The sequence below is a fragment of the Streptomyces sp. SDr-06 genome (genome assembly GCF_003324565.1).
Classification (GTDB): Bacteria; Actinomycetota; Actinomycetes; order Streptomycetales; family Streptomycetaceae; genus Streptomyces.
This window is the reverse complement of the sequence record NZ_QOLA01000001.1, coordinates 154,724-178,274: the sequence shown is the minus strand read 5'-3', so window position 1 is coordinate 178,274 and position 23,551 is coordinate 154,724. Positions and strand designations below refer to the sequence as shown.

General features: G+C 71.6%; 17 protein-coding genes and 2 pseudogenes. 10 read left to right on the top strand and 9 right to left on the bottom strand.

What is annotated here, in order from left to right:
* Positions 1 to 258 precede the first annotated feature (258 nt).
* Positions 259 to 2,064, top strand: a complete 1,806-nt coding sequence (locus DT019_RS00765) for an immunity 49 family protein (RefSeq protein ID WP_189389007.1) — start codon at positions 259 to 261, stop codon at positions 2,062 to 2,064.
* 15 nt (positions 2,065 to 2,079) lie between these two features.
* Here the strand turns inward: DT019_RS00765 and DT019_RS00760 are convergent, their stop codons facing one another.
* A complete protein-coding gene (locus DT019_RS00760; RefSeq protein ID WP_223279230.1) occupies positions 2,080 to 3,081 on the bottom strand; it encodes a LacI family DNA-binding transcriptional regulator in 1,002 nt (333 codons plus the stop codon).
* A gap of 415 nt (positions 3,082 to 3,496) precedes the next feature.
* Between DT019_RS00760 and DT019_RS00755 the strand changes: the two genes are divergently transcribed.
* The 4 genes from DT019_RS00755 to DT019_RS00740 all read left to right on the top strand — a co-directional run bounded on the left by DT019_RS00755 (position 3,497) and on the right by DT019_RS00740 (position 9,734).
* Positions 3,497 to 6,676 (top strand): GH92 family glycosyl hydrolase, encoded by a 3,180-nt coding sequence (locus DT019_RS00755; RefSeq protein ID WP_223279229.1) that lies wholly within the window; start codon positions 3,497 to 3,499, stop codon positions 6,674 to 6,676.
* 198 nt (positions 6,677 to 6,874) lie between these two features.
* Positions 6,875 to 7,867, top strand: coding sequence for a zinc-binding dehydrogenase (locus DT019_RS00750; protein WP_114034577.1), 993 nt, complete (start codon positions 6,875 to 6,877; stop codon positions 7,865 to 7,867).
* A gap of 119 nt (positions 7,868 to 7,986) precedes the next feature.
* The gene (locus DT019_RS00745; RefSeq protein WP_114034576.1) at positions 7,987 to 8,970 is read left to right on the top strand and encodes a GlxA family transcriptional regulator; all 984 of its coding nucleotides are present in this window, start codon (positions 7,987 to 7,989) and stop codon (positions 8,968 to 8,970) included.
* Positions 8,971 to 9,098: 128 nt separating this feature from the next.
* Complete coding sequence (locus tag DT019_RS00740) at positions 9,099 to 9,734, top strand: cysteine hydrolase family protein (RefSeq protein ID WP_114034575.1); 636 nt, start codon at positions 9,099 to 9,101, stop codon at positions 9,732 to 9,734.
* 45 nt (positions 9,735 to 9,779) lie between these two features.
* Here the strand turns inward: DT019_RS00740 and DT019_RS00735 are convergent, their stop codons facing one another.
* Both DT019_RS00735 and DT019_RS00725 read right to left on the bottom strand, forming a co-directional pair.
* Positions 9,780 to 12,317: an MDR family MFS transporter gene (locus tag DT019_RS00735; protein ID WP_114035253.1), complete on the bottom strand. Its 2,538-nt coding sequence runs from the start codon at positions 12,315 to 12,317 to the stop codon at positions 9,780 to 9,782.
* Between the two features lie 431 nt (positions 12,318 to 12,748).
* On the bottom strand, positions 12,749 to 13,441 hold the full coding sequence (locus tag DT019_RS00725; protein WP_114034574.1) for an RraA family protein: 693 nt from the start codon (positions 13,439 to 13,441) through the stop codon (positions 12,749 to 12,751).
* Between the two features lie 338 nt (positions 13,442 to 13,779).
* Here DT019_RS00725 and DT019_RS00720 point away from each other — a divergent pair, with 338 nt between their 5' ends.
* Positions 13,780 to 14,739 (top strand): PIG-L family deacetylase, encoded by a 960-nt coding sequence (locus tag DT019_RS00720; protein ID WP_189389002.1) that lies wholly within the window; start codon positions 13,780 to 13,782, stop codon positions 14,737 to 14,739.
* Positions 14,740 to 14,864: 125 nt separating this feature from the next.
* Positions 14,865 to 16,109 carry a styrene monooxygenase/indole monooxygenase family protein gene (locus DT019_RS00715; RefSeq protein ID WP_114034572.1) on the top strand — a complete coding sequence of 415 codons (1,245 nt, stop codon included), beginning with the start codon at positions 14,865 to 14,867 and terminating at the stop codon, positions 16,107 to 16,109.
* Positions 16,110 to 16,164: 55 nt separating this feature from the next.
* On the opposite strand, the gene DT019_RS00710 is transcribed toward DT019_RS00715, so the two are convergent.
* The gene (locus DT019_RS00710) at positions 16,165 to 17,211 is read right to left on the bottom strand and encodes an isopenicillin N synthase family dioxygenase (protein WP_114034571.1); all 1,047 of its coding nucleotides are present in this window, start codon (positions 17,209 to 17,211) and stop codon (positions 16,165 to 16,167) included.
* A 302-nt stretch (positions 17,212 to 17,513) separates the two neighbouring features.
* On the opposite strand from DT019_RS00710, the pseudogene DT019_RS00705 reads away from it, so the two are divergent.
* A pseudogene (locus DT019_RS00705) lies at positions 17,514 to 17,696 on the top strand (N-acetyltransferase); the annotation flags it as partial.
* Positions 17,697 to 17,798: 102 nt separating this feature from the next.
* Here the strand turns inward: DT019_RS00705 and DT019_RS00700 are convergent.
* Complete coding sequence (locus DT019_RS00700) at positions 17,799 to 18,242, bottom strand: SPW repeat protein (protein WP_114034570.1); 444 nt, start codon at positions 18,240 to 18,242, stop codon at positions 17,799 to 17,801.
* A gap of 290 nt (positions 18,243 to 18,532) precedes the next feature.
* On the opposite strand from DT019_RS00700, the gene DT019_RS00695 reads away from it, so the two are divergent.
* Entirely contained in the window at positions 18,533 to 19,402 is an 870-nt protein-coding gene (locus DT019_RS00695) for a class I SAM-dependent methyltransferase (RefSeq protein ID WP_114034569.1), read from the top strand.
* Positions 19,403 to 19,532: 130 nt separating this feature from the next.
* Here the strand turns inward: DT019_RS00695 and DT019_RS00690 are convergent.
* The 4 genes and pseudogenes from DT019_RS00690 to DT019_RS00675 form a co-directional block, all read right to left on the bottom strand.
* A pseudogene (locus DT019_RS00690) lies at positions 19,533 to 19,790 on the bottom strand (esterase); the annotation flags it as partial.
* A gap of 114 nt (positions 19,791 to 19,904) precedes the next feature.
* A complete protein-coding gene (locus DT019_RS00685; RefSeq protein ID WP_114034568.1) occupies positions 19,905 to 21,098 on the bottom strand; it encodes a glycoside hydrolase family 88 protein in 1,194 nt (397 codons plus the stop codon).
* A 117-nt stretch (positions 21,099 to 21,215) separates the two neighbouring features.
* Positions 21,216 to 21,602, bottom strand: a complete 387-nt coding sequence (locus DT019_RS00680; protein WP_114034567.1) for a MerR family transcriptional regulator — start codon at positions 21,600 to 21,602, stop codon at positions 21,216 to 21,218.
* 103 nt (positions 21,603 to 21,705) lie between these two features.
* The gene (locus DT019_RS00675; protein ID WP_114034566.1) at positions 21,706 to 22,197 is read right to left on the bottom strand and encodes a GNAT family N-acetyltransferase; all 492 of its coding nucleotides are present in this window, start codon (positions 22,195 to 22,197) and stop codon (positions 21,706 to 21,708) included.
* Positions 22,198 to 22,271: 74 nt separating this feature from the next.
* Here DT019_RS00675 and DT019_RS00670 point away from each other — a divergent pair, with 74 nt between their 5' ends.
* On the top strand, positions 22,272 to 23,528 hold the full coding sequence (locus DT019_RS00670; RefSeq protein WP_388974716.1) for an RNA polymerase sigma factor: 1,257 nt from the start codon (positions 22,272 to 22,274) through the stop codon (positions 23,526 to 23,528).
* Positions 23,529 to 23,551 lie beyond the last annotated feature (23 nt).

Here is a 23,551-nt window from a genome sequence, read left to right as displayed (position 1 = left end):
TGTCGGCCGCCTAGACGCCAAGAACATGCGAAGGCGTTCCAGTCGGAAGTCCTCATTTCCGATCCGGTCCGGAACTTTCGCGGCGCCAGGCGACCAAGCAGGCACCACCACGATCGCACGTCCGTGTGACCAAATGATGACAAAGGAGCCGTGGGGGCCGTCGTGCGTTCCCGTCCGTCCATCGACGCGGACGCATTGTCAGACCGGCTTCCTATGCTGGCAAGGCAAGATCGAACGGGGACCTGTCGGGAGGCAGAGGTGCGGATCGAGCGCCATCGGGTCGGTGAGGCGGCGTGCGCCGCCGCGGAGTCCGGCTTCGCGGAGCGGATCGCCGTGGACGTGCACCGGATGCGGGACGATCCGTGTCCGGCGCGGGGTTGGCGGATGATCGCCGCTGCCTTCCTCGACTATCTCGGGGCGCGGTCGATACACCGGCCCGATCTGGGCGGAAAGGATGCCGAGGTCGCTCTCGGATCGGCCGCGGCCGCGGCGCTCGGAGCGCTCAGGCTGACGAGTTGGCCGGGGCGGCAGTTCGACGTGTTCATCGACTATGCCGCAGCAGGGGTTTCGTACGGCGGCGAGTTCGGAGGTGCCGCGCAGGATGAGGACACAGGGAAGGGTGACGCGGCCGCGAGGACCGGGCGGCAGGACACGCTGGTCTCCTCCTCTCCGTGGCTGGACTCCTTCTGCCTCGCGTTCCTCGCCCGTGCCGCGGACCGCGCGGCCGACGTCTTCATCGCGGCCGCTCCGCCGTGGCGGGGAAACGAGGGACGTGCCGACGTGGCGCTGGTCCACGCCCTGATGGCGTACGCCTTCGGCCACGAGGAGGGGGCGGACGGGTTGGCCGCCACCGGCCCCGTTCAGGACATCGAGAAGTGCGCGCTGATCGACATGATGGTCGCCACGCTCGGCGAAGGTGACGACCGGCCCGGGCCCCGGGCCGCGCTCGGTACCCTGCGAGCGCTGGCGGCGGGCGACGAAGAGGCCTTCACGCGCCGTCTGGCAGCGCAGTTGGAGCAGTACCGGACCGGCATTGAGGATGGGAATACCGAGCCGCGCAGCCTGCTGCCGCTCGACGCCCTGGCGCTCGCGGCGATGGCCCACCGCCGGTACGGCTGGCGGCCGCGGATCGACTCCGGGTACCTTCCGCGGGCCCTGGTGACCGGGTTCGCCCGCAGCGCGCCGCGGGTCCGGGCCTATGGACGGGACAAGCGCGCCGACGCCGTGGCCGCCCTCGGCACCGGCCCCCTGGTGATCGAGCGCCCCGCGCACCCCCTCGCGGCCCGGACCGCGGACGCGTCGCTGTACGACGACTACGCGGCGCAGGAGATGGCGCGCTTCCACGACCCGGGGGAGGACGCGAAGGCGCTGGCGCGGGATCTGACGTCGTTCATGTCCGACCAGCGGCAGCGGTTCCTGGCGCGGGTGGCGCTCGATCCGGGCGGGACGGATCCGTGCCAGTACGAGGCCCTGTTGCTCGGTGCCGAGGCCGGTGCGGGCGCCTTGCGGTTGGCACGGGCCGAGCCGGGCACCGAGGTCGAGGTCTCGATCGGCGGCACGACCCGGCCGCTCCCTGCCTGGCGCAGCTCCTACCGGCCCAACCCGCACCAGTGGCAACGGGCGGTGGCGCTGGCCCTGGTCGTCGGTGCGCGCGGGCCGCTGGCCGACTGTGTGCTGATGGAGCCCGGGTTCTTCGCCGAGGACGACCGCCCTTCGCCCGGTGGGGCGTACTGTGCGGCGCTCCACGACTATCTGCGCGGCGTGGCCCCCGAGGGAGCGATGGACCACGCGCTGTCGACGGCCGAGCGGACGACCGGCGGCGGATTCCTCCCTCCGCCGGTCTCGTTGTTGTCCCAGCTCATCGAGGGCGACCAGCGGGGTTTCGCCCTGGCGCTGGCCGATGCCCTGGAGGAGCACCGCGAGTACTACGCCGTCGGGGACCGGGGCAAGGACCTGGAAGCCGCCCTCAACCTCGATGTGCTGGGACTGGCCTGCCACGCGCGCCGCATCGGCTGGCCCGTCCCCGTACGGTCGCCCTATCTCCCCGAGGGGCTGCTCCGGTAGCCGCGGGGACGGACGCTACCCGGGGGCGACAGACCCCGAGCCCCGTACGACGAGCCGGGTCAGCAGGACGACGGAGCGGGGCGCGGAGCGGTCGCCGTCGATGCGGGAGAACAGGAGGTTCGCGGCCGTCGCCCCGAGGGCGACCGGGTCCTGGCTGACCACGCTGAGCGGCGGACTGAGCCGGTCGGCCAGCGGGAAGTCGTCGAACCCGACGAGGGCGACGGGGCTCGGGTGCCCCAGTCCGTCCATCACCCCGATCGTGATCAGGTCGTTGGTGGTGAACAGTGCCGTGGGGGGATCGGGCAGGGCGCGCAGTTCGGCGAGGGCGGCCGCCGCGTCGGACTGCGACCGCAGTCCGTGGCGTACGAGAGCGGGGTCCTCGGGTACGCCGTGCGAGGCGAGGGCGTCGAGGTAGCCCGCGTGGCGCTCGCGCTGGGTCCAGATGTCGAACCGGTCGCCGAGATAGGCGATCCGCGTGTGGCCGTGGCCCAGCAGGTGGCGGACGGCCTTCTCGGCTCCGGCCCGGTTGTCGACGGTGACGGTGTCCACGGCCAGGCCCTTGGCGGGCCGGTCGACGCAGACGACACAAGTGCCGCCCGCCATGGGCTGCTTGAGGAATCCGTGGCCGCCGTTGGTGGGGACCAGAATGAGACCGTCCACCTGGCGGGCGGTGAAGGCGGCTATGACCTCGCGTTCCCGGCGGGGCTCGTCATTGGTGCTGCCGACCAGCACGAGACAGCCGCGCCGGTGGGCCTCGTCCTCCACGGATCGGGCCATGAGCGCGTAGAACGGGTTGGCCAGGTCGTCCACGACGAGCCCGATGGTGGACGTGCGGAGGTTCTTCTGGCGCAGGTTGCGGGCGTTGTCGTTGCGCTGATAACCCAGCTGCCGTATCGCCTGCTCGACCCGTGCCGCGGTGTCCGGTGACACCCCGGGCTCGCCCGACACCGCGCGCGAGACGGTCATGGGGCTCACGCCCGCCGCGCGGGCCACGTCCTTCATCGTCGGGCGCTTCACGAGCCTCCTCATCGACCGGTCCGTGACCGGGACCCGGCACGGCGACGGGTCGATGATGGCAGACGGCGCCCCATGTCAGGGGGCCAGTGGGGTACCTGGATCGGCTGAGGCGCGACAGCAGGAACCACCCGTTCCGGCTTGGTAACGTTCCCATGACGAGGGACGTGCTGGATCTTGGCAGCTGACACAACGTCAAAATCATCGGGGCAGGAGAGGGTTGCCGCCTTGAGTCGACTCGGGCGGAGCCTCCGGGCGCGCGAGGGGCTCGATTTGGCCCGCACTCTTGACGGCTGGTCAGGGACACCTCAACAATCCGGAGTTGATTGGTAACGTTCACATGCACACCGAGCATCCCCCGTCCCGAGGCCGCTCGCCGGACGGCGAGCGGTCCTTTGCGAGAAGGTGGTCCCCCCTCGTGCTCCGCTCCGTGCCCTCCTCCGGATCCGTGGTCCGGCCCAGACGTGCCTCCCGATGCGTCAGTGCCCTCGGTGCTCTCGCGCTCTGCGCCCTGGGGCTCGCGGGCCTCGCCGCGACGCCCGCCCACGCGGCGACCCTCCCGCTGACCCCGTACGTCGACCCGTTCATCGGCACCGACGACAGCAATGCCCCCAACCCGGTGCCCGGCGGCGCCGGGGGCAGTACCTACCCCGGCGCCGTGGTGCCCTTCGGCGGTGTGCAGTTCGGCCCGGACACGCCCACCGCCTCCCCGTCCGGCTACCGCTACAAGGACACCTCGATCGAGGACTTCAGCCTCACCCACTTCGACGGCGCCGGCTGCGCCAACAACGAGGACCTGCCGCTGCTTCCGGTCACCGGCGCGCTCGGCGGCTCTCCGGGCACCAACTGGACGAGTTACGCCTCCGGTTACACGAAGTCCAACGAAGTGGCCAAGCCCGGTTACTACAAGACGAGGCTGGACCGCTACGCCACGGATGTGGAGCTGTCCGCCACCACCCGCACCGCGATGGGCAAGCTGACCTACCCGGCCTCGACCGCGTCCCGGCTGCTGATCAACACCGGCCGCAGCGCCACCGGGAACCGCGCCGGAAGCGTGCGCATCAACGGCAACGAGCTGACCGGCAGCGTGACGGCGGGCGGATTCTGCGGCTCGTCCAAGACGTACCAGATCTACTTCGACGTGCGCTTCGACCGGACTCCGACCGGGTTCGGAACCTGGTCGGGCGGCACGGTGAGCGACGGCTCGGCCACCGCGTCCGGCACCGACACCGGCGCCTATGTCACCTTCGACACCACCAGCAACGCCGCGGTCCAGTTCAAGGTCGGCCTGTCCTACGTCAGCGTCGCCGGCGCCCAGGCCAACGTGACCTCGGAGAACAACGGCTGGGACTTCGGCGCCGTGCGCACCGCGGCCGACGACGCGTGGAACCGGATGCTCAACCGCGTCCAGGTCTCCGGCGGCAGCACCGAGGAGCGGCAGAAGTTCTACACCGCGCTCTACCACGTCCTCCAGAGCCCCAACATCTCCAGCGACGTCAACGGTGACTACCGGGGCTTCGACAACGCGGTGCACAACTCGGCCCGGCCGGTGTACCAGAACTACTCGGGGTGGGACATCTACCGGTCCTGGGCGGCGCTGATCGCGCTCATGGCACCCACCGAGGCCGGTGACATCGCCAAGTCGATGGTCCTGGACGGGCAGCAGGGCGGCCTGCTCCCCAAGTGGTCGCAGCAGACCAACGAGGACTTCGTCATGACGGGCGACCCCGGCCCGATCATCGTGAGCAGCATGTACGCTTTCGGCGCCCGCGACTTCGACACCGCAGCGGCTCTGTCCCTCATGGAGAAGGCGTCCAACGGCGGTACCGCGCAGGGCAGTCCGATCCGCGGACGCCAGTCGACGTACACGAGCCTGCACTACCTCGACGACCCCTCGGACTCGCTGGAGTACTCGGCGTCCGACTTCGCGGTGGCCCAGTTCGCGAAGGCCCTGGGCAACACGTCGAGCTACACCACGCATATGGGGCGCGCCCAGTGGTGGCGCAACACCTTCAACTCCGAGTCGTCCTATGTGCAGCAGCACAAGAGCGACGGCTCCTGGAGCTGGCCGCTCGACCCGGCGAGCCAGTCGACCTTCACGGAGGGCAATGCCTCCCAGTACACCTGGATGGTCCCGTACGACTTCTCCGACCTGATCAACTCCATGGGTGGCGCGGTGACCGCGGTCCAGCGCCTGGACCACCACTTCACCGAGGTCAACGCCGGGCAGAGCAGGCCTTACTACTACATAGGGAACGAACCCGAGCACGGTGTGCCGTGGGCCTACAACTACGCGCGCCATCCGGCCGGGGCCACCGACGCGGTGCGCAAGGTGATGTCCGAGTCGTTCACGACCGGCGCGGGCGGGCTGCCCGGGAACGACGACCTCGGCGCGACCTCGGCCTGGTACGTGTGGGCCGCGCTCGGGATGTATCCGGCCACGCCCGGCGCGGACACCCTCGCCCTGCACGGCCCGCAGTTCTCCTCCATCGTGATCCAGCGGGCGGCCGGGAACATCACCATCAACAGTTCCGGCACCGGGCCCTATGTCCAGGCTCTGGACGTCAACGGGACGGCCACCAGCCACAGTTACCTGCGCTACCCCGACGTCGCGAGCGGTGCGACCCTCACCTACACCATGGGCGCCACACCCGGCGCGACGTGGGGGACCGGCTCCCAGGACGTGCCGCCGTCCTTCCAGGACGGTGCCACCCCGGTGCCTGCCGCGCCCGAGCTCGGGACGAACCTCGCCCTCGGGAAGCCCGTGACCGGATCGGCCACGTGCGCGACGGCGGAGTCGGCCGACAAGGCCGTGGACGGTTCCCTGGCCAACAACAGCAAGTGGTGCTCGGCCGCGGCGACCCCCACGCTCCAGGTCGATCTCGGGTCCGCCCGGAGCGTGTCCTCCTTCGTGATCAAGCATGCCGGTCTGGGCGGTGAGAACACGGGCTGGAACACCGGCGCCTTCCAGATCCAGACCAGCACCGACGGCTCCTCCTGGACCACCGCCGCCACGGTCACCGGCTCACGCTCCAGCCGTACGTACCATCCCGTGGCGGCCAGATCCGCCCGCTACGTACGGCTCGTCGTCTCCAGCCCCTCCAACACCGGCGGTGGCGGCAGCGACGCGGCGCGCATCTACGAGCTGGAGGTCTACGGGCCGAGCGGTGGCAGCCGTGACCTCGCGATCGGTCAGCCGGCCACGGGCTCCGCGTCCTGCAACGCGACCGAGACCCCGGACAAGGCGGTCAACGGCAGCTTCACCGGGGGCACCGGCGACAAGTGGTGCTCGAAGGCCCCCGGCACCAAGACCCTCCAGGTCGATCTGGGCGCGTCCCACCCGCTGACCTCGATCACCGTGCGCCATGCGGGCGCCGGGGGCGAGAGCGCGGACTGGAACACCAGGGACTTCGATCTGAGCGTCTCCGCCGACGGCGGCACCTGGACGACCGTGGCCCAGGTCCGGGGCAACACGGACGACTCCACGACCAGTCCGGTGACGGCCTCGGTCCGCCATGTGCGCCTGTCGGTCCTCACCCCGACCCAGAACAGCGACCCGGCCGCCCGCATCTACGAGTTGGAGGTCAACGGCACCTGACGCGGAACGGCCCCAGAACGACGGCGGCCCGCCTCAACTCCCCCAGGGCGGGCCGCCGTTGACCTCATTCTTCCCATCCGTGTCGGCGATCTTGGCTGCTGAAACGATTCACGCGCATAAAACGCCCGAACCTTGGGAATTCAACCACCAGAACAGGGAACACCTGTGCGACACAGGGGTGAAGGTGGGGATGCGCAGATGAAGGCCATACGGTTCGCCGGCGCGGGACGGCCGCTCAACCTGGAAACCGTGCCGGACCCGGTGCCGGGGCCGGAATGGGTGGTGGTCGACATCGAGGCGGCCGGGCTGTGCCACTCGGATCTCCACATCATGAGCGGCATGGACCTGGGAGACCTCACCGTCAAGTCCCCGGTCACCCTCGGGCACGAGGGCGCGGGAGTGATCTCCGCGGTGGGCGACGACGTGCGGGGCTTCGCGGTGGGGGACCGGGTGGGCATCGCCATCGTCTCGCACCCGATCGAAGCGGCCCGGTTCGCGCCCGGCGTGGGGCACGACGGCGCGTTCGCCGAGCAGGAGCTGGCGCACGTCTCCACGCTGGTGCACATACCCGACAACGTGTCGTTCGCCGAGGCGGCGGTCGCCACCGACTCCGTGGCCACCGCCTACCACGCGGTGCGGACCGCCGGTGCGGTACGGCGCGGCCGGACGGTCGGCGTCATAGGGCTCGGCGGGCTCGGCCTCAACGGCGTCCGCATCGCCCATCTGCTCGGTGCGACGGTGTACGGGGTCGACGTCAATCCGGCCACCTACGCCGCGGCCACGGAGGCCGGCGCCGTGGCGTGCTTCGAGGACGTCCGGCAGCTCACGACCCGCCATCCCGATGTCATCGTCGACTTCGCGGGCGTCCCCTCCACGGCCGCCGCCGCCGTGGAGAGCGTGCGACCGGGCGGCTGCGTGGTGCTCGTGGGGCTCGGCGGCGCCGTCGCCCCGATATCGATCGCCTCTCTGGTGATGCGCAACGTCCAGCTCGTCGGCTCCCTCGGCGCGAGCAAGGACGAACTGCGCGAAGTGTACGACCTCATCGCGAGCGGTGCGCTGAAGCCCAGAGTGCACGAGGTGCCCTTCACCGAACTCCCGGCGGCGATGGAGCGGTTGGCGCGGGGCGAGGTCCGAGGCCGTCTCTACACGCGGCCGCGCGCCACCCTGTCCGTGGCGGCGGAGGCCGCCTGAAGGATCACCCACGGGGCGTGGCCGGAGGCGGGCGGCCGTCGGCCCGCGCCCCGCAGCATGGCCGGATGTGACAGAAAACCGTCATTGCCGACATCCGGGCGCGCCTCGATGATGGGTGCATGTCCACTCCCCATCGCGTGGTCATCGCGGTTTTCGCGGACGTCGACGTACTGGATGTGACCGGCCCCGCCGAGGTCTTCGCACTGGCCAACCGGGTGATCGGCGGCCGGCCGGAGTACCGGGTCCGCCTCGCCGCACCCGTCGGCGGCGCGGTGGCCACCTCGGCCGGGGTGCGACTGCTCGCCGACCTCGCCTTCGCCGACGTGGGTGGCGCGGTGGACACGTTGATCGTGCCGGGCGCGGTGGACATGACGCCCGAGGGCCCCGTCGCGCGCATCGACGACGAGGTCGTGGAGTGGGTGCGCACGACCGCGCCACACGCGCGGAGGGTGGCTTCGGTGTGTGTGGGCGCGCATGTGCTGGCGGCCGCCGGGCTCCTGGAGGGGCGCACCGCGACCACCCACTGGTCGACCGCGGCTCAGCTCGCCTGCGAGCACCCGGGCGTGACGGTCGACCCCGACCCCATCTTCGTACGCTCCGGGCGGGTGTGGACCGGCGCCGGCATCAGCGCCTGCCTCGACCTCTCACTCGCTCTGGTCGCCGAGGACCACGGCGAGGAGGCCGCCCTGTCCGTTGCCCGGCTCCTGGTCATGTACCTCAAGCGACAGGGCGGGCAGAGCCAGTTCAGCGTGCCGCTCTCCCGTCCCGCCTCCACCCGCCGTGACAGCGCCGAACTGCGCAGGTTCATCGCCGACCATCTGGAGGGCGACCTGTCGGCGGCCGTCCTGGCCCGGCGGATGTGTCTGAGCGAGCGGCACTTCACCCGGGTGTTCCGCAAGGAGACCGGGACCAGTCCCGCCGCCTATGTGGAGGCGGCCCGGGTGGAGTCGGCCCGGCGGCTGCTGGAGAGCACGGACCAGTCCCTGGAGCAGATCGCGGCGGCCTCGGGCCTCGGCTCCCTCGAATCGCTGCACCGCGCCTTCCGCAGACAGCTGCGCGCCACCCCGGCGGCCTACCGGCGCCGCTTCCGCACCCTGACCTGACGCGTAACAGGGCCCCGTCGAATGGCCCTGCCACCCCCTCCCACCGCAGAATCGAAGGGAGCCCGGATATGGGCAGCCCACACGCCGACGGGCCACACATGGGCCAACTCCCCACGGAGCCGGCCCACATGGCCGAGCAACCCATAGGCGTCGCGCACACGGGCAGCGCGGCCACCACCCTGCGCGATGTGATCGGCCTGAACAACCAGTTGCCGCGCCTGTCCGACAGCGCCCTCATCATGATCGACTTTCAGAACACCTACACCACGGGTGTCATGGCCCTCGAAGGCTCCGCGCAGGCGCTGGACGCCGGTTCCCGGCTGCTGTCCGCCGCCCGCGCCGCGGACATTTCCGTGATCCACGTGGTCAACGACGGGGGCGAGGGGACGCCGTACGACATCCGGGCCGAGATCGGGGCCATCTGCCCGCAGGTCACCCCTCTCCAGGGCGAGCCGGTCGTGGTCAAGCGGTTCCCGAACTCCTTCCACGACACCGAGCTACAGGAGATACTGCGCGAACTCGGTGTCGGAGGGGACCTGGTGCTCGCCGGGTTCATGACCCACATGTGCGTCACCTTCACCGCCCAGGGCGCCTTCAACCTCGGCTACCGTCCCACGGTCGTCGCCGAGGCCACCGCCACCCGCACCCTGCCGGGCCCCGACGGGAAGCCGATCCCGGCTCCCGTGCTGAAGAACGCGAGCCTGACGACGATCACCGACCTGTTCGGCACGGTCGCGCCCACCGTCGCCAGTCTCCCCACCTGACCGGGGGAGAGTACGCCGGGTGCCGCACGGCACCCGGCGCACTCCTCAGCGCGGCGTGGACCTGATCAGCACGGCGGCGGCCAGGGCGGCGAGCAGCGTGAGGCCGGCCGACCACCACAGCGCGTCGGTGTAGCCGTTCAGGGTCGCCTGCCTGAGCAGATGGGCGAACGTGCTCGGAAGCCCCCGATTGTTGAGGTTTCCGCCGCGGGCAGCGTTGGCGAGGGCAGGGGGAAGCCCAGACGTCGACCTCAGGGCGCTGGTGATGGTGGCGGCGAGGACGCTGCCGCACAGCGCGGTGCCGAACACCCCGCCCACCTGGGCCGCGGCGTTGGTCGTCGCGGCGCCTTTACCGCAGTCCTGGACGGCGACGCCGCCCGTGGCGATGGCGTACAGCGGCATCAGCGCCATGCCGAGACCGAAGCCGGTGAGGAGCATGCCCGGCAACGGCAGGGTCGCGTAGGCGCTGGTGGCCTTGAGGGAGGTCAGGAGCGCGAGCCCGAGAGCGGAGGTCAGCAGGCCCGGCACGATCAGGGCGCGGGGCGCCACGCGGTGCAGCAGACGGGCGGAGACCTGGGTGGCGCCCAGCACGACCGCGACGGCGGTGGGCAGCAGGAGTTGGGAACTCCGGGCCGGGCCGTAGCCGAGGTCGCTCTGGAGGTGCGAGCTCAGGGCGGGCAGGAGCACCGCGCCGCCGGCCGCGGCCAGGAGCAGCGTGACGAGGGAGCCGAGACGGTCGCGGTCCCTGGGGACGTACGCGGCGAGCGGCGGACGGGACGTGTGGAACTGCCAGAACACGAAGGCCGTGAGGAGGGCGAGGCCGACCGCGAACAGGACGAGTACCCGCAGATCGGCCCAGCCGCGCGGGTCCGTCTCGTGCAAGCCGTAGATCAGGGCGGCGATTCCGGCGGAGCCGAGCAGCAGGCCCGGCAGGTCGAGGCGGCGCGGGGTGTGCAGCGGACGGTCGTGCACCAGGGTGGCGGCGCCGATCACGGCGATGACCGCGAGAGGCACGTCGAGGTAGAGGGACAGGCGCCAGTCCAGGCCCTCGACCAGCAACCCGCCGGTGAAGAAGCCCAGGCAGGAGCCGCCCGCGGTGACCGAGGCATACACCCCGAAGGCCCGGCCGCGTGCCTTCGCTTCGGGGAAGTTCGCCGTGACCAGGGCCAGTGAGGCGGGTGTGAGGAGGGCGGCGAAGGCGCCCTGCACAGCGCGGGAGGCCACGAGCGTGCCCGCGCTCTGCGCCGCGCCGCCCATCGCCCCGGCCACGGCGAAGCCCACGAGACCGACGATCAGCATCCGTTTGCGGCCCACCAGGTCCGCGAGGTGCCCGCCGAGCAGCAGCAGCGTGCCGAAGGCGAGGGCGTACGCCGTGAAGAGCCAGCTCGCCGCGGAGGCGGGCATGCGCAGATCGGCCATGACGGACGGCAGCGCCATGTTGAAGGACGCCGCGTCGAGCAGCATGGACAACTGCACCAGGGCGACCACGGCGAGACCCCACCAGCGTCTGGGGTGGGGGAGCGGCACGTCCTGGGCGGGAGAATGTGGCGCCGGCCTTGGTGGGGGCACGGGGTACGCCGGGGTCGTGGGCGCGTACGCGGGCGGCGGGGGCGCCGACGGGTGCGGCGCTTGGGAGGCCACGCGGGGATCGGCGGGTGACGCGTCGGCGGGCGCCATGACCGGGGTTTCCGGCGCGTAGTCGAGCAACTGGGCTGCGTGGCGACCCAGTTGTGCCAGTACCGCACCCGGGAGCCACTCGCCGCCCGTGGCGGCCGCCGTGCGGTCCGCGACCTGTTGGGGGGTGGGCCGCTTGGCGGGTTCTTTGTCGAGGCACTGCCGTACGAGGTCGAGCAGGGACGCCGGTACGCCGGTCAGGTCCGCCTCCTCCTCGGCGACCCGGAAGAGGTGGGCGTTCAGGCCGGTCTCGGTGGCGCCGAAGAGCAGACGCCCGGTCGCGGCGTGGACAAGGACCGCGCCCAGACAGAACACGTCGCTGGCCGGGGTGAGTTCGAGGCCGCGCACCTGCTCGGGCGACATGAAGCCCGGGGAGCCGATCAGCATGCCGGTGCGGGTGTGCAGGCTGTCGCCGGCGAGGCTGTCCATGGCCCGCGCGATCCCGAAGTCGATCACGCGCGGCCCGTCCACCGTCACCAGCACGTTGGACGGCTTGAGGTCCCGGTGGATCAGGCCCGCTCCGTGCACCGCCTGCAGGGCCAGGGCGAGCCGGTTGGCCAGCACGCGGACGGAGTTCTCGGGCAGCGGCCCGAAGTCCTTGCCCACCACCGTGGTCAGGTCGGGCCCGGGTATGTACTGGGTCGCCACCCAGGGCACCGCGGCCTCCGTGTCGGCGTCGAGCACCGTGGCCGTCCAGGCGCCACCCACCCGCCGGGCGGCCGCGACCTCGCGGGCGAAGCGCCTGCGGAACTCCGGGTGCTGTGCGTGTTCGGCCTGGACGACCTTCACGGCCACGGTCCGCCCGGCCTCGGAGCGGCCCAGGTACACCAGGCCCATGCCGCCGGCACCCAGGCGGGCGATCAGGCGGTACGGGCCTATGTACGCCGGATCGGATGAGATCAACTTGTCCACGGGGGAACCGTATTGCACGGTGCGGGCGCCTGGCACCGGATCCGCTCAAGACCCTTCAGGCGGGCCTCGTCGGAGGCCTGGGGGTTTCGTCCACGTGCAGGGTGAAGATGTCCGGGCGCGCGTAATGCCCGGTCGCGTCGAAGTCGAAGCGGCCGCGGGCGATGTCCCCCAGGTCGAGGTCGGCGAGGAGGATGCCCTCGCCGCCCCTGAGGGGACCACCCCAGCCTGCCGTGTCCGCTGTCGATCACCGGCATTGTCGAGAGCCGTCGCCGCCCCCCCGGATGAGCCGCTCGGCGGCGGTCGGCATCAGCTTGCGGTGCTTGCCGAGGTGTCGAACAGGGGTGAGCCCGCCTGGACGACGGCGGCGGTGAGGAGAGTCCCGGGCCTCGGGGTAGGGCGGCCGGTGGTCCCCGGCCACGGACGCGGCGCGGTTACTCCTCGATGGCTCCGCCGATGTGCCGCAGATGCCTGCGGAAGGTGTACTCCGGGTCGGCGGCGCGCCGGGCCAGATACGCGTCGAAGGAGGTCTGGCGGCGCAGGGTGTGGCCGGCCCGGATCCGGTCGGCCTGTTCGCGTTCGGTCCCGCGAATCCGCAGCGCCGTCGCCAGCATGTCCTCGACGTGCTCGGCGCCGACGAACAGGACGCCGTCCTCGTCGCCGAACACGACGTCGTGGCTGCTCACGACGTGGGGACCGAAGTGCGCCGTGCTCAGTGCCTCGGGCTCCCGGGGATCGAGACGCACGGGGCCGGGCGGGTAGCTGCCGTAGCTGAACACGGGCAGCCCGATGTCCGTCAGTTCCGGGGTGTCACGGTGCAGCCCCCACACCACCAGTCCCGCCACCCCCGCGGTCGAGGCCTCCAGCGCGGCCAGGTCTCCGACACAGGCCTCGTCGGTCCGACCGCCGTTGTCGATGACGAGAACATCGCCGGGTTCCGCCCGGCCGAACGCCTCCAGGAACACGTCCACGCTGCCGTAGTGCCGCGCCGGCAGCACGCGTCCCGCGATGCGGTGGCCGTGGACGACGGCGCCGATGCCGGGCGGCGCGACGCGCAGCGGCACGTCATGGCGGACGCAGGCGTCGGCCACCAGCGGCGTGGACAGATCGGCGAAGGCCTTGAGCATGGAGCTCCCCCTGACGTGGCAGCGCCGCCCCGCGCGGCGGTGCGATCCTACCGGCGGCGCCACCGTCGGCCGAGGGCCGCAGCCCCCGGGGGCGGGCCGCGCGGCCCGTGCTCCTGGCGCGCCGCGCACACCTCGGTGAAGCTCGGCATGGCTCAGTGGGAGGTGGGGCAGAGCTTCCTGGTGAGCCCGCACCTGTTTGAGCGTGATCCGAGGATCCGGCAACGGCCCGTATGTCTCGACCCCGATCGCTCCCATGCCTGCCGTTTCACTCCCGTACTCCAGAACTTCCGCGGTCAACTGGCGCTCGCGGCACGCCCGGAGGGAAATCCAGGATCCACGTGAAATCTGTGCTGATAATCCGTCCCGTGAACGCGACAGCGGTAGGGCTGAGAAAACTCGGTTGGCGAGCCGCTTCAGCAGTGTGCGGCATGGCGATTCTGGTGTGGGGTCAGATCGCGGTGCCGGCGGCCTCCTCGGCGGCGGCCCCCGCCGCCTGCCGGAGCACTGTGTTCGCCGGGGTGGCGCACGAGGACGACGATCTCCTCTTCATGAGCCCCGACTTGCTGAACGACTGGGGAAGGGGGGCCTGCCTCGACATCGTCTACCTCACGGCCGGCGATGCCGGAAGCACCGGCACCGGGTACACCGAGCAGCGGGAGCAGGGCGTCGGCCGGGCATACGCGCTGATGGCGGGCGTGCCCAACGACTGGGGCCGGCAGGATCGCCGGCACGCCGCGCGCACGGTCCGCTCGTTCGCGCTGCGGGTCCCGGCGGGCCGCCCCGCCGTGCGGGTCACGTTCGTCCGCCTCCCGGACGGTCTCCACGACGGCTCGGGCACCCGCCTGCAAGCGGGGCAGAGCCTCCTCAAACTGGAACAGGGAAGAATCCGCCGCATCACGACCATGGACCGCAGCGCGAGTTACGACGTGAAGGAACTCACCGAAATGCTGTCCTGGCTCATCGCGGATTCCCGTGCCAAAACCGTGCGCACCCTGGACTATCGGAACATCGACCATGGCAGTGGCCCCCGAAGCGACCACAGCGATCACGAAGTCGCGGCCCGCTTCGTGAAATCTGCGGCCGCCTCGATTCCGGGACCAAAACCCGTCGTCGTCGGATACCGGGGATATTCCATCAGCGCACTGCCGCCGAACATCTCCCTTCCGGCGTCCCGGCGAAAGGAAGGGGTGTTCCGGCGGTATCTGTCCACGACGCTGTGCACCATGGCCTGCGCCGACTACACCGGGCCGCTGTGGTCGTCGTACCAGCACTGGATGGTGCGCCAGTACCGCGCCTAGCGGAGGAGCGCCCGCCCACCGGGCGTCGTAGCCGCACGAGCGCCCTCACGTCCGGGGGCCGTCTGGGAAATCCGGCAGGTACCCAGTACAACGGGGGAGCGGGCGGTGACCACCGGGAGGCATGTGTGCGCAGGATCGCGATCGTCGGGGCGGGGCAGGCCGGGCTCCATCTGGCGCTGGGGCTCCAAGCCGCAGGCTACGACGTGACGTTGGTGTCGGAGCGGTCCGCCGAGCAGATCCGCGACGGCCGGGTCACCTCGACGCAGTTGATGTTCGGACCGGCGCTGGCCCTGGAGCGGGCGGCCGGGCTGAACCTCTGGGACGAGCAGGCGACCGTGATGGGCGGCCTGGAGATGAACCAGTGGGACCCGACGGCCGGTGAGCCCGGGCCTGCGCGGTTCACCACCTCCTACGACCACGAGGCCCGCTCCGTCGACCAGCGCGTCAAACTCTCCGCCTGGCTGGAGCTGTTCGCGGCACGCGGCGGGCGGGTGGAACACCGGGCGGCCTCAGCCGAGGATCTCGCGGGGATCGCAGCGCGCCATGAACTCACCGTCGTCGCCACCGGCCGCGGGGCCCTCTCGTCCCTCTTCGGCCGCGACGCGGCGCGTTCGGTGTACGACCGGCCCCAGCGCGCCCTCGCAGCCTTCTACGCGTCCGGTGTCACGGCGAAGGGGGACGAGACCGACGCGTATCTGCGGGTCACGGGGGCGCCCGCGGCCGGGGACGCGATCGCCCTGCAGGCGCTGACCGTGGGCGGCCCGTGCGAGATCCTGCTCCTGGAGGCCAAGCCCGGTGGCCCGTATGACTGTTGGCAGGACCGGCCCGGTCCGCGTGAGGGGCTGCGGCGCGCGGTGGAGCTGCTGCGGGTGCACGCCCCGTGGGAGTACGAGCGCTTCAGCCACGCCGAGCCCACCGACCGGGGCGCCGCGTTGTACGGCGCGATCACCCCGACGGTCCGGCACGCCGTGGCCGCGCTGGGCAACGGCCACCACGTCCTGGGCATGGCGGACGCGGTCGTCGTCAACGACCCGCTCACCGGGCAGGGGGCCAACAACGCCGCCCGGGCCGCGGCCCACTACCTCGACGCGATTGTGCGACGCGGCGGGCTGCCCTACGACGGGCCGTGGATGCGGCGGACCTTCGAGGAGTACTGGGAGCAGGCCCGCCACGTCCACGCCTTCACCGACCTGATGCTGCGTCAGCCCCCGGCCGAGCACGTCTCCCGTCTGCTGCGGGCCGCCTTCGAATACCCCGGGCTCGCCCACCGCTTCGCCAACGGCTACGCGGACCCGCTCGGCTACCGCGACTGGCTGATGGATCCACAGCGGGCCGACGCCTGCCTCGCCGCGATCGCGGCGTCCGGCTGAGGGCCGCGCCCTCGGCCGCGGCGGCTGCGTCCGCTCGCCGGATCGACCCTCATGGCTACGACGGCAGGGCGGATCCGGCGAGCGGGCGGTCCGTGAGCAGCAGGTCCGCGTGGTGGCGGGCCGCGACCAGCGGGTGGGCCCGCAGCTTGCCCTTGAGCTCGTTGCGGCCGTACTCGGCGAACAGCGGGTTGTCCGGGTCGGCGGTGGCGCCGGGTGCGTGGGCCGCGTGCGGGAAGGGCAGCGGCTCGATGTGGGCGTCCAGGCGCGGGTTGTAGAAGAACGGCACCGAGAAGCGCTCAGTGGCTCCGGGCGGGCTGACCACGCGGTGGTTGGTGGCGAGGAGGTAGCCGTTGGTGGCCACTTCGAGCAGCTCGCCGAGGTTCACCACGAAGGCGCCGGGGAGCGGCGGCACGTCGTGGAACCGGCCGTCCTCGCGCTGCACCTGGAGCCCGCCGACCGTGTCCTGGTGGAGCAGGGTGAGGAAGCCGTAGTCCTTGTGGGCGCCGACGCCCTGGCCGCTGCCGTCCCCGGAACTGCCCGGGTAGCGCACCAGCTTGAGGTGCAGATGGGCACGGTCGCCAAAGACGTCGTCGTAGAAGTCCTCGGGCGCCCCGATCGCGGCGAGCAGCTCGTGCAGCAGCTTCTCGGCGACGGCGCTGAGCCGGTCGATCCAGGTGAGCGCGGCGGTACGCAGCTCCGGAAGTGCGGCGGGCCACTGGTTGGGCCCTTCGAGCCACCAGTACGCGGGTTCGCCCGGGCCGGGTACGCGGGCGGCACGCTCGGCACCGATGTCGAGCTGGTCGCGCCAGTCCCGGGAGCCGCCGGTGCGCTCGTCGCCGATGCGCGTATAGCCACGGAAGTGCGGTGAGTTGACGTTGTCGATGGCCAGCCGGTCCGCCTCCGGGAGACGGAAGAACGCCCGCATCGTGTCGTTGAGCGCCGCTGTCTCGGCCTCGGTGACGCCGTGCCCGACGAGCTGGAAGAAGCCGACGTCGTGAGCGGCGCTGTGGAGCTGGGCGTGCAGCAGGCGGCGGGCCTCGGGGCCGCGGTCGGCGGCGGAGAGGTCGATGATCGGGAGCTGCGAGGAGGACACGTACGACATGGGAGCCATCCGCTGGGTATGCCCCGGCCGGCGCGGGTGGGCGCGGACGCGGCGCCGCCGGGGTGAGGCGGGCGCCACGAGGACACGGGGAGGGTGAAGGGGGGCCTGGGTCAGCGGTAGGTGCGACAGGCCATGCTCGTAACGCGGACGTAGTCCACGTGGCGGCGTCGTACGAGCGGAGGCATGGCGCACAGGTTACTCCTGGGTGACCTGATGGTGCTGTGACGGCGATCACATGAGCGGAGCCCTGTGATCACGACTTCGGCGCCCTTTCCGGGGGCGGGACTGGCCTCGCGGCGGTGCGGGCGGTGCGCTCGGTCGTCGCCCACGTCCACCCCGAGCACGGCGCCTCGGCGGCCGTCGCCGCCGCCGCGGGGCTCGCGCCCACCGAGGTGTGGCAGGACGGCGAGCGCCGTTGGCTGCGCCTGATGGCCGGGGATGCCGACGGCGCCCGCGTCATCTCCCGACCGCAGTGCGGGAGGTGAGGAACGGGCGCCGTGGCTGGTGGAGGTTCCGCCGGGCCCCGGCGACTCTGCGGGCCGTCCGGCGGACGAGGCTTCACCGGGGCCGGGGCGGGGCTTCGGGTGTCAGGTGGACCTGCGGCCCCTGCTCATCAGGATGCCGCCCGCGACCAGTGCGAACAGGCACACGCAGGCGCCTGTGATGACATTGCTGAGGATGGCTCCGGTGCCGGCGCTGCGTGCGGCGACCCAGGGGGAGACGATCAGCCAGGCTCCGAGGAGCAGGACCACGAAGTTCAGGTCCTGGGACCTCTCCGGGGCCATGGACATGCACAGGCCCAGGACCGCGAGGGCTATGCCGACGACGAGGTTGCTGAGGGCCAGGGTCGGCTTGGCGGCCGAGAAGTGGACCGTCCAGCCGGAGATCGCCGCGTATATGCCGGCGAGGATCACGAGTTCCTCGACCGCAGCGACGCCGCGGGTCTCCATCACCCTGGCGTAGCGGTCCCGCATCTCCGAGACATCGGGGTGCCCCGAAATATCACCGGGGCGGTGTGAGACGTCGGCCATCCGACTCGCCTCCTTCTGAAGTCAGCACGACTGGCCGCGCTGCGACAGTATGTCGCGCATCCATTGTGCTCTTATATGTCCTTTATGTGTAGTCCGTGAGGTCGGCAATGCGCAGGGCCCTCGCGGGGCGTCGCACGTGGTGACGTCCGGGATACGGAACGTGCGATTCGAGGGCTCGTGGCGATCGGGGCAGGCGGCTCTTCCACCCTGCGGGGGAGTTTCAGCCGGGGGGTGGCCGGGCCACGTCCGCCGGTCATCTGCCGGTCATCTGGCGGGAGTAGGACCGGGCCATGTCACAAACCACGAGCGCACCGGTGGCGTCCCCGGCCGGCTTCTCCGATGTCAAAGGCTGGTTCTGGCCGGCCGACCAACTGCTGTTCGACTGGTTCCTGAAGCGTCAGGACAAGACCCCGCGACAGGCCGGTGACCTGCTCGAACTCGGTGCCTACCTGGGCAAGAGCGCGATCTTCATCGGCGGCTACCTGCGACCCGGCGAGGAGTTCACCGTCTGCGACCTCTTCGACTCACCGGCGCCCGACGACCCCAACAGCGCCGAGATGGACCGGTCGTACTCGACGCTGACCCGCCGCGCCTTCGAAGCCAACTACCTCGCCTTCCACGAGGAGTTGCCCACCATCGTGCAGGCGCCGACCTCGGTCATCGCCTCCCGCCTGAAGGCGGACAGCTGTCGCTTCATCCACGTCGACGCCTCGCACCTGTACGAGCACGTGCACGGCGACATCGAGGCCGCGCGGGAACTGGCCGCCCCGGACGCGATCGTGGCCTTCGACGACTTCCGGGCGGAACACTGCCCCGGTGTCGCAGCGGCGGTGTGGGGCGCGGTCGCCACGAAGGAGCTCAAGCTCATCTGCATCACCGGCACTAAGGCGTACGGCACGTGGGGTGATGCCGAGCCGGTGCGGACCGAACTGCTCACCTGGCTGAAGACGCGCACCGACCTCTGGCACGGGGTGGAAGAGGTGGCGGGCGCGCCGCTCATCAGGATCAGCGGCAAGAAGGCCCAGGCGCCGACTCCGCCCCGGCCGCTGCGTGGAGCCCCTGCGCAGGAGGCGGCTCCGGCCGCGGCGGCCGTCCCGGCCCACGCGGCCGCTTCCCGGGGGCTGCTCGCCCGGGCGCTCGGCGGCCGGCGCCGGCGCTGAGAAGCGCGACGGCCCCGGCTCGCCGCGACGCGCGGGAGCCGGGGCCGTCGCCACCGGCCGGACCGGTCGGCTCCCCGCTCACGTTCGTCCGGGGCGCGAACGCGCGGGCCCCGGCGCCCCGTCGGGCTCAGTGGTCGACGACCACGCCCACACCCTGCTCCTGCCCGAACAGGTCCGTCCACGAGCCGAAGAACAGGAAGCTGTTGTTCGTCGCGAGCCCCACCGCGGCGAACACCAGCAGCTGAGTCGCAACCAGCAGTCCCAGCCGGCCCAGGACGGTTTTCCAGTTTTGACGTGCCAGGCGCGGCCACAACCAGATGGTGACCGTGAACATCACCACCGCGCACAGCACGGTCAGTGCCAGCACCTTGTTACTCGTGAGACCCATGGGTCGATAAAACTCTCTGCCAGAAGTTCACCCGGGCAGGCCCGAGTGGCACCGCTCGGGGGTGCTCAGGAGACTAGACAGGGATGCGGGCGGATCCGTTCCAGTGCGGGGCCCTCAGGATCTTTCCCCTCCGGCCGGCCCATGCGGCCCGGCGACCGGATCGGCCCGGACGCGACCCGGCCAGCACAAGGCCGCGAGCTCCGTGCCCGCCAGCAGGAAGCCGCCCACGCCGAAGTCCGCCGTCGTGTCGTAGGTGACGGGCTGGCTCGAATCCGGGCGGTCGCCGACGCCCTGGACGTAGCCGAGGAATCCGTCGGGATGGACGGCCGTGGAGACCAGGCCCTGCCAGGCCCGGACGGCGACGGGCAGGAACGCGGCCCGCGCGACCAGACCGGTCCGGACCGCGTGGGCGGCGCCATAGGCGAGGAACGCCGTGCCGCTCGTCTCGGGGCCGGGGAAGTGGGCCGGGTCGGCGAGGTTGACGTTCCAGAACCCGTCGACCCGCTGGACCCGGCGCGCCGCGTCGAGAAGACGGACCAGCGTCTGACCGTACTCCGCGACGTGCGGGGCGCCCGGCGGCAGTGCCTTGAGCGTCTTCACATGCGCCGCCGCGACCCAGCCGTCGCCCCGTGACCAGATCACGGGCTTCCCGGACGGCGACACGACGGAGCCCGGCAGACCGGGGACGAATCTCTTGTCGCGGAACCACAGGCCGATCCCCGGGTCGTAGAGGCCCGGCCCGCCCTCGGCGCTCTTGGTGTGGCGGTAGAGCCGGTAGAGCTTCTCCCCGTAGGCGTCGTCGCCGCGCAGCGTCCCCAGGCGCGCGAACGCGGGCATGGCCATGTGCAGGGCGTCCGCCCACCACCAGTCGTCGTCCTTGCCGGGCCGGTCGACGGAGACCATGCGGTGCAGGCACTCCTCGATCGCCGAGATCTTCGCAGGCTCGGGCTCGACGGCGTAGAGGTCGAGATACGTCTGCCCCGCGCACTGGTTGTCCGCGTGCCGGGTGCTCACACCCCCGATGAGGCCGTACGCGTGGCTTTCGGCCCAGCCTCGCGCGTACGCCAGGTAGCGCGGCTCGCCGGTCAGGCGGTGCAGGGCCATCAGCCCGCTGAAGAACGTGGCCCGCGCCCAGCCGTTGTCGCCCGGCGCGGTGTGCGCGGCGATCCAGTGGTCGGCGACTCTGCGCAGCACCGACACGATCTCGTCGCGGCGCGGAGGTCGGCCGCCGGTGGCGGACGCCGCGGAGGTGAACGAAAGCGCGGCGGCCAACGCCGCGCCGCCGACGAGGAGTTGACGCCGCTTCATGAGGGACACCTCTCGGGTCGCGTGGTTCCGTATCCTGCACGTGAATCCAGCATGTGTCCACGGGTGGGCGCGACACGGCGGTTGACCGCATACGTGAACGCGTGAGGGGTCGGCGCGTCAGCGTCCCGCCGGAACCTCGGGGGCGCGGCAGGAGCTCACCGCGTCGAGATACGCGGAGACCGCGTCGCGGTTGCGGGTCAGGCATTCGATGCGCTGCGTCATGCGATCGCGTTCGAGGGTGAGCGTGGAGAGCATCTCCGGGGTGGCGTCGGGGAAGTGGATGACGCGGGGCTTGTTGAGGCAGGGCAGGATCTGCTTGATGATCCGGGTCGGCAGCCCGGCGTCCAGCAGCCCCCGGATCTGCAGCACGCGGTCCACGAGGTCCTCGTCGTAGTGGCGGTAGCCGTTGGGGGAGCGGCTGGAGACGATGAGCCCCTGCTCGTCGTAATAGCGCAGCAGCCGGCGCGACGTGCCGGTGCGCTCCGAAAGCTCCCCGATGCGCATGTGCTCCCCCTCGGTCGACGCTCCAGGCCTCACACGTATGTGAGGCCTGGAGCGAGTCTAGGAGCCGGGCCCGCGGCGCGCTCGACTACTCGACCGTCGTCGACTACCGGCCACGTCGCAGATCCCGTACGAAGCGAAGGCCCGGCCGTCCGTCCAGCCGCAGGCCACCGGTGGGGGTGAAGCCGGTGCGGGCCAGCACGGTCCGCGAAGCGGTGTTGTCCAGGGTCGTGACGGCCTTCAGCTCGGTCAGGCCGTACTCCGCGACGGCCAGCGCGCAGACCTCGTGTACGGAGGCCGTGGCCAGGCCCTGCCCCGCGGCCCGCTCGGCGATGCGGTACCCGAGTTCGGCCGAACCGCCGTCGGCGTCGACCAGGTTGACCCGCCCCAGCACGCCGCCGTCGTCGTCCATTACGACGTGGAAGAAGCAGATGCCCGCGTCCTGCTCGGCGAGGAGCGCGGTCAGGCGCGCCTCGAACTGCGCGAAGTAGTCGTCGCCCCGGTCCGGGATCGACGCGGCGAAGTACTCCCGGTTCTCCTGCTCGAACTCCAGCAGCGCCGGAATGTGGTCGGGGCGGAGTCGCTGGAGTCGGGGCATGCGCCCAGGCTACGGGGTGCCGGTCCCGTGCGCCGGGTCGAGCTTGCCGCCCCCGCGCGGGACTGCTCTGATGGGTGGCCGTGACGGCAGTGAGTGCGACCGGGACGGTCGAAGCGGTATTCAGGATCGAGTCCGCACGGATCATCGCGGGCGTGGCCCGCATCGTGCGGGACGTAGGCATCGCGGAGGAACTCGCGCAGGACGCCCTGGTCGCCGCCCTGGAGCAGTGGCCCGAGGCGGGCGTCCCCGACAAGCCGGGTGCCTGGCTCATGGCCACCGCCAAACACCGCGCCATCGACCTCGTACGCCGCAAGGAGACCTACGCACGCAAACTCGCGGAGGTGGGGCGGGCGCTGGAGGACGTGCCGCCGCCCGACCCGGCGGACTTCGACGACCCCGACGCCATCGACGACGACCTGCTCCGGCTCATCTTCACCGCCTGCCACCCCGTGCTGTCGACACAGGCCAGGATCGCGCTCACGCTGCGCCTGCTCGGCGGGCTGACCACCCAGGAGATCGCCCGCGCCTTCCTGGCCCCCGAACCGACGGTGGCCCAGCGCATCGTGCGCGCCAAGCGGACCCTCGCCAAGGCCGGGGTCCCCTTCGAGGTGCCGTACGGCGCCGACCGGGACGCCCGCGTCTCCTCCGTCCTCGAAGTGATCTACCTCGTCTTCAACGAGGGGTACTCCGCGACGGCGGGCGACGATCTGGTGCGCCCCGCCCTGTGCGAGGACGCGCTGCGCCTGATCCGCGTCCTGGCGGGCCTGATGCCCAAGGAGCCCGAAGTCCACGGCCTGGCGGCCCTGTTGGAGTTCCAGGCCTCCCGCATCCCGGCCCGCACCGGGCCCGGCGGCGCGCCGGTGCTGCTCGCCGACCAGAACCGGGCCAAGTGGAACCGCCTCCTCATCCGCCGGGGCATCGAGGCCCTGCACCGGGCGGGTGACGGCCCCTACTCCGTGCAGGCGGCCATCGCCGCGTGCCATGCGCGCACCATCCGCTACGAGGACACCGACTGGACGTCGATCGCCCTCCTGTACGGCCGCCTGATGGAGCTGACCCCGTCCCCCGTGATCGAGCTGAACCGGGCCGTCGCCGTCGCGATGGCCGAGGGACCCGCGGCCGGCCTGGAACTCGTCGACGCCCTGCGCGACGAACCGGCCCTGAAGGGCTACCACTTGCTGCCGAGCGTCCGCGGCGACCTCCTGGAGCGCCTGGGCCGGGCCGCCGAGGCGCGGGCGGAGTTCGAGCGCGCCGCCTCGCTGACGCACAACGCCCAGGAAAGGGAGCTCCTCCTCAGCCGTGCCGCCCGGGTCGACCCCGAAGGCCCCTAGCGGGCGGTCCGGATGCAGGCGAC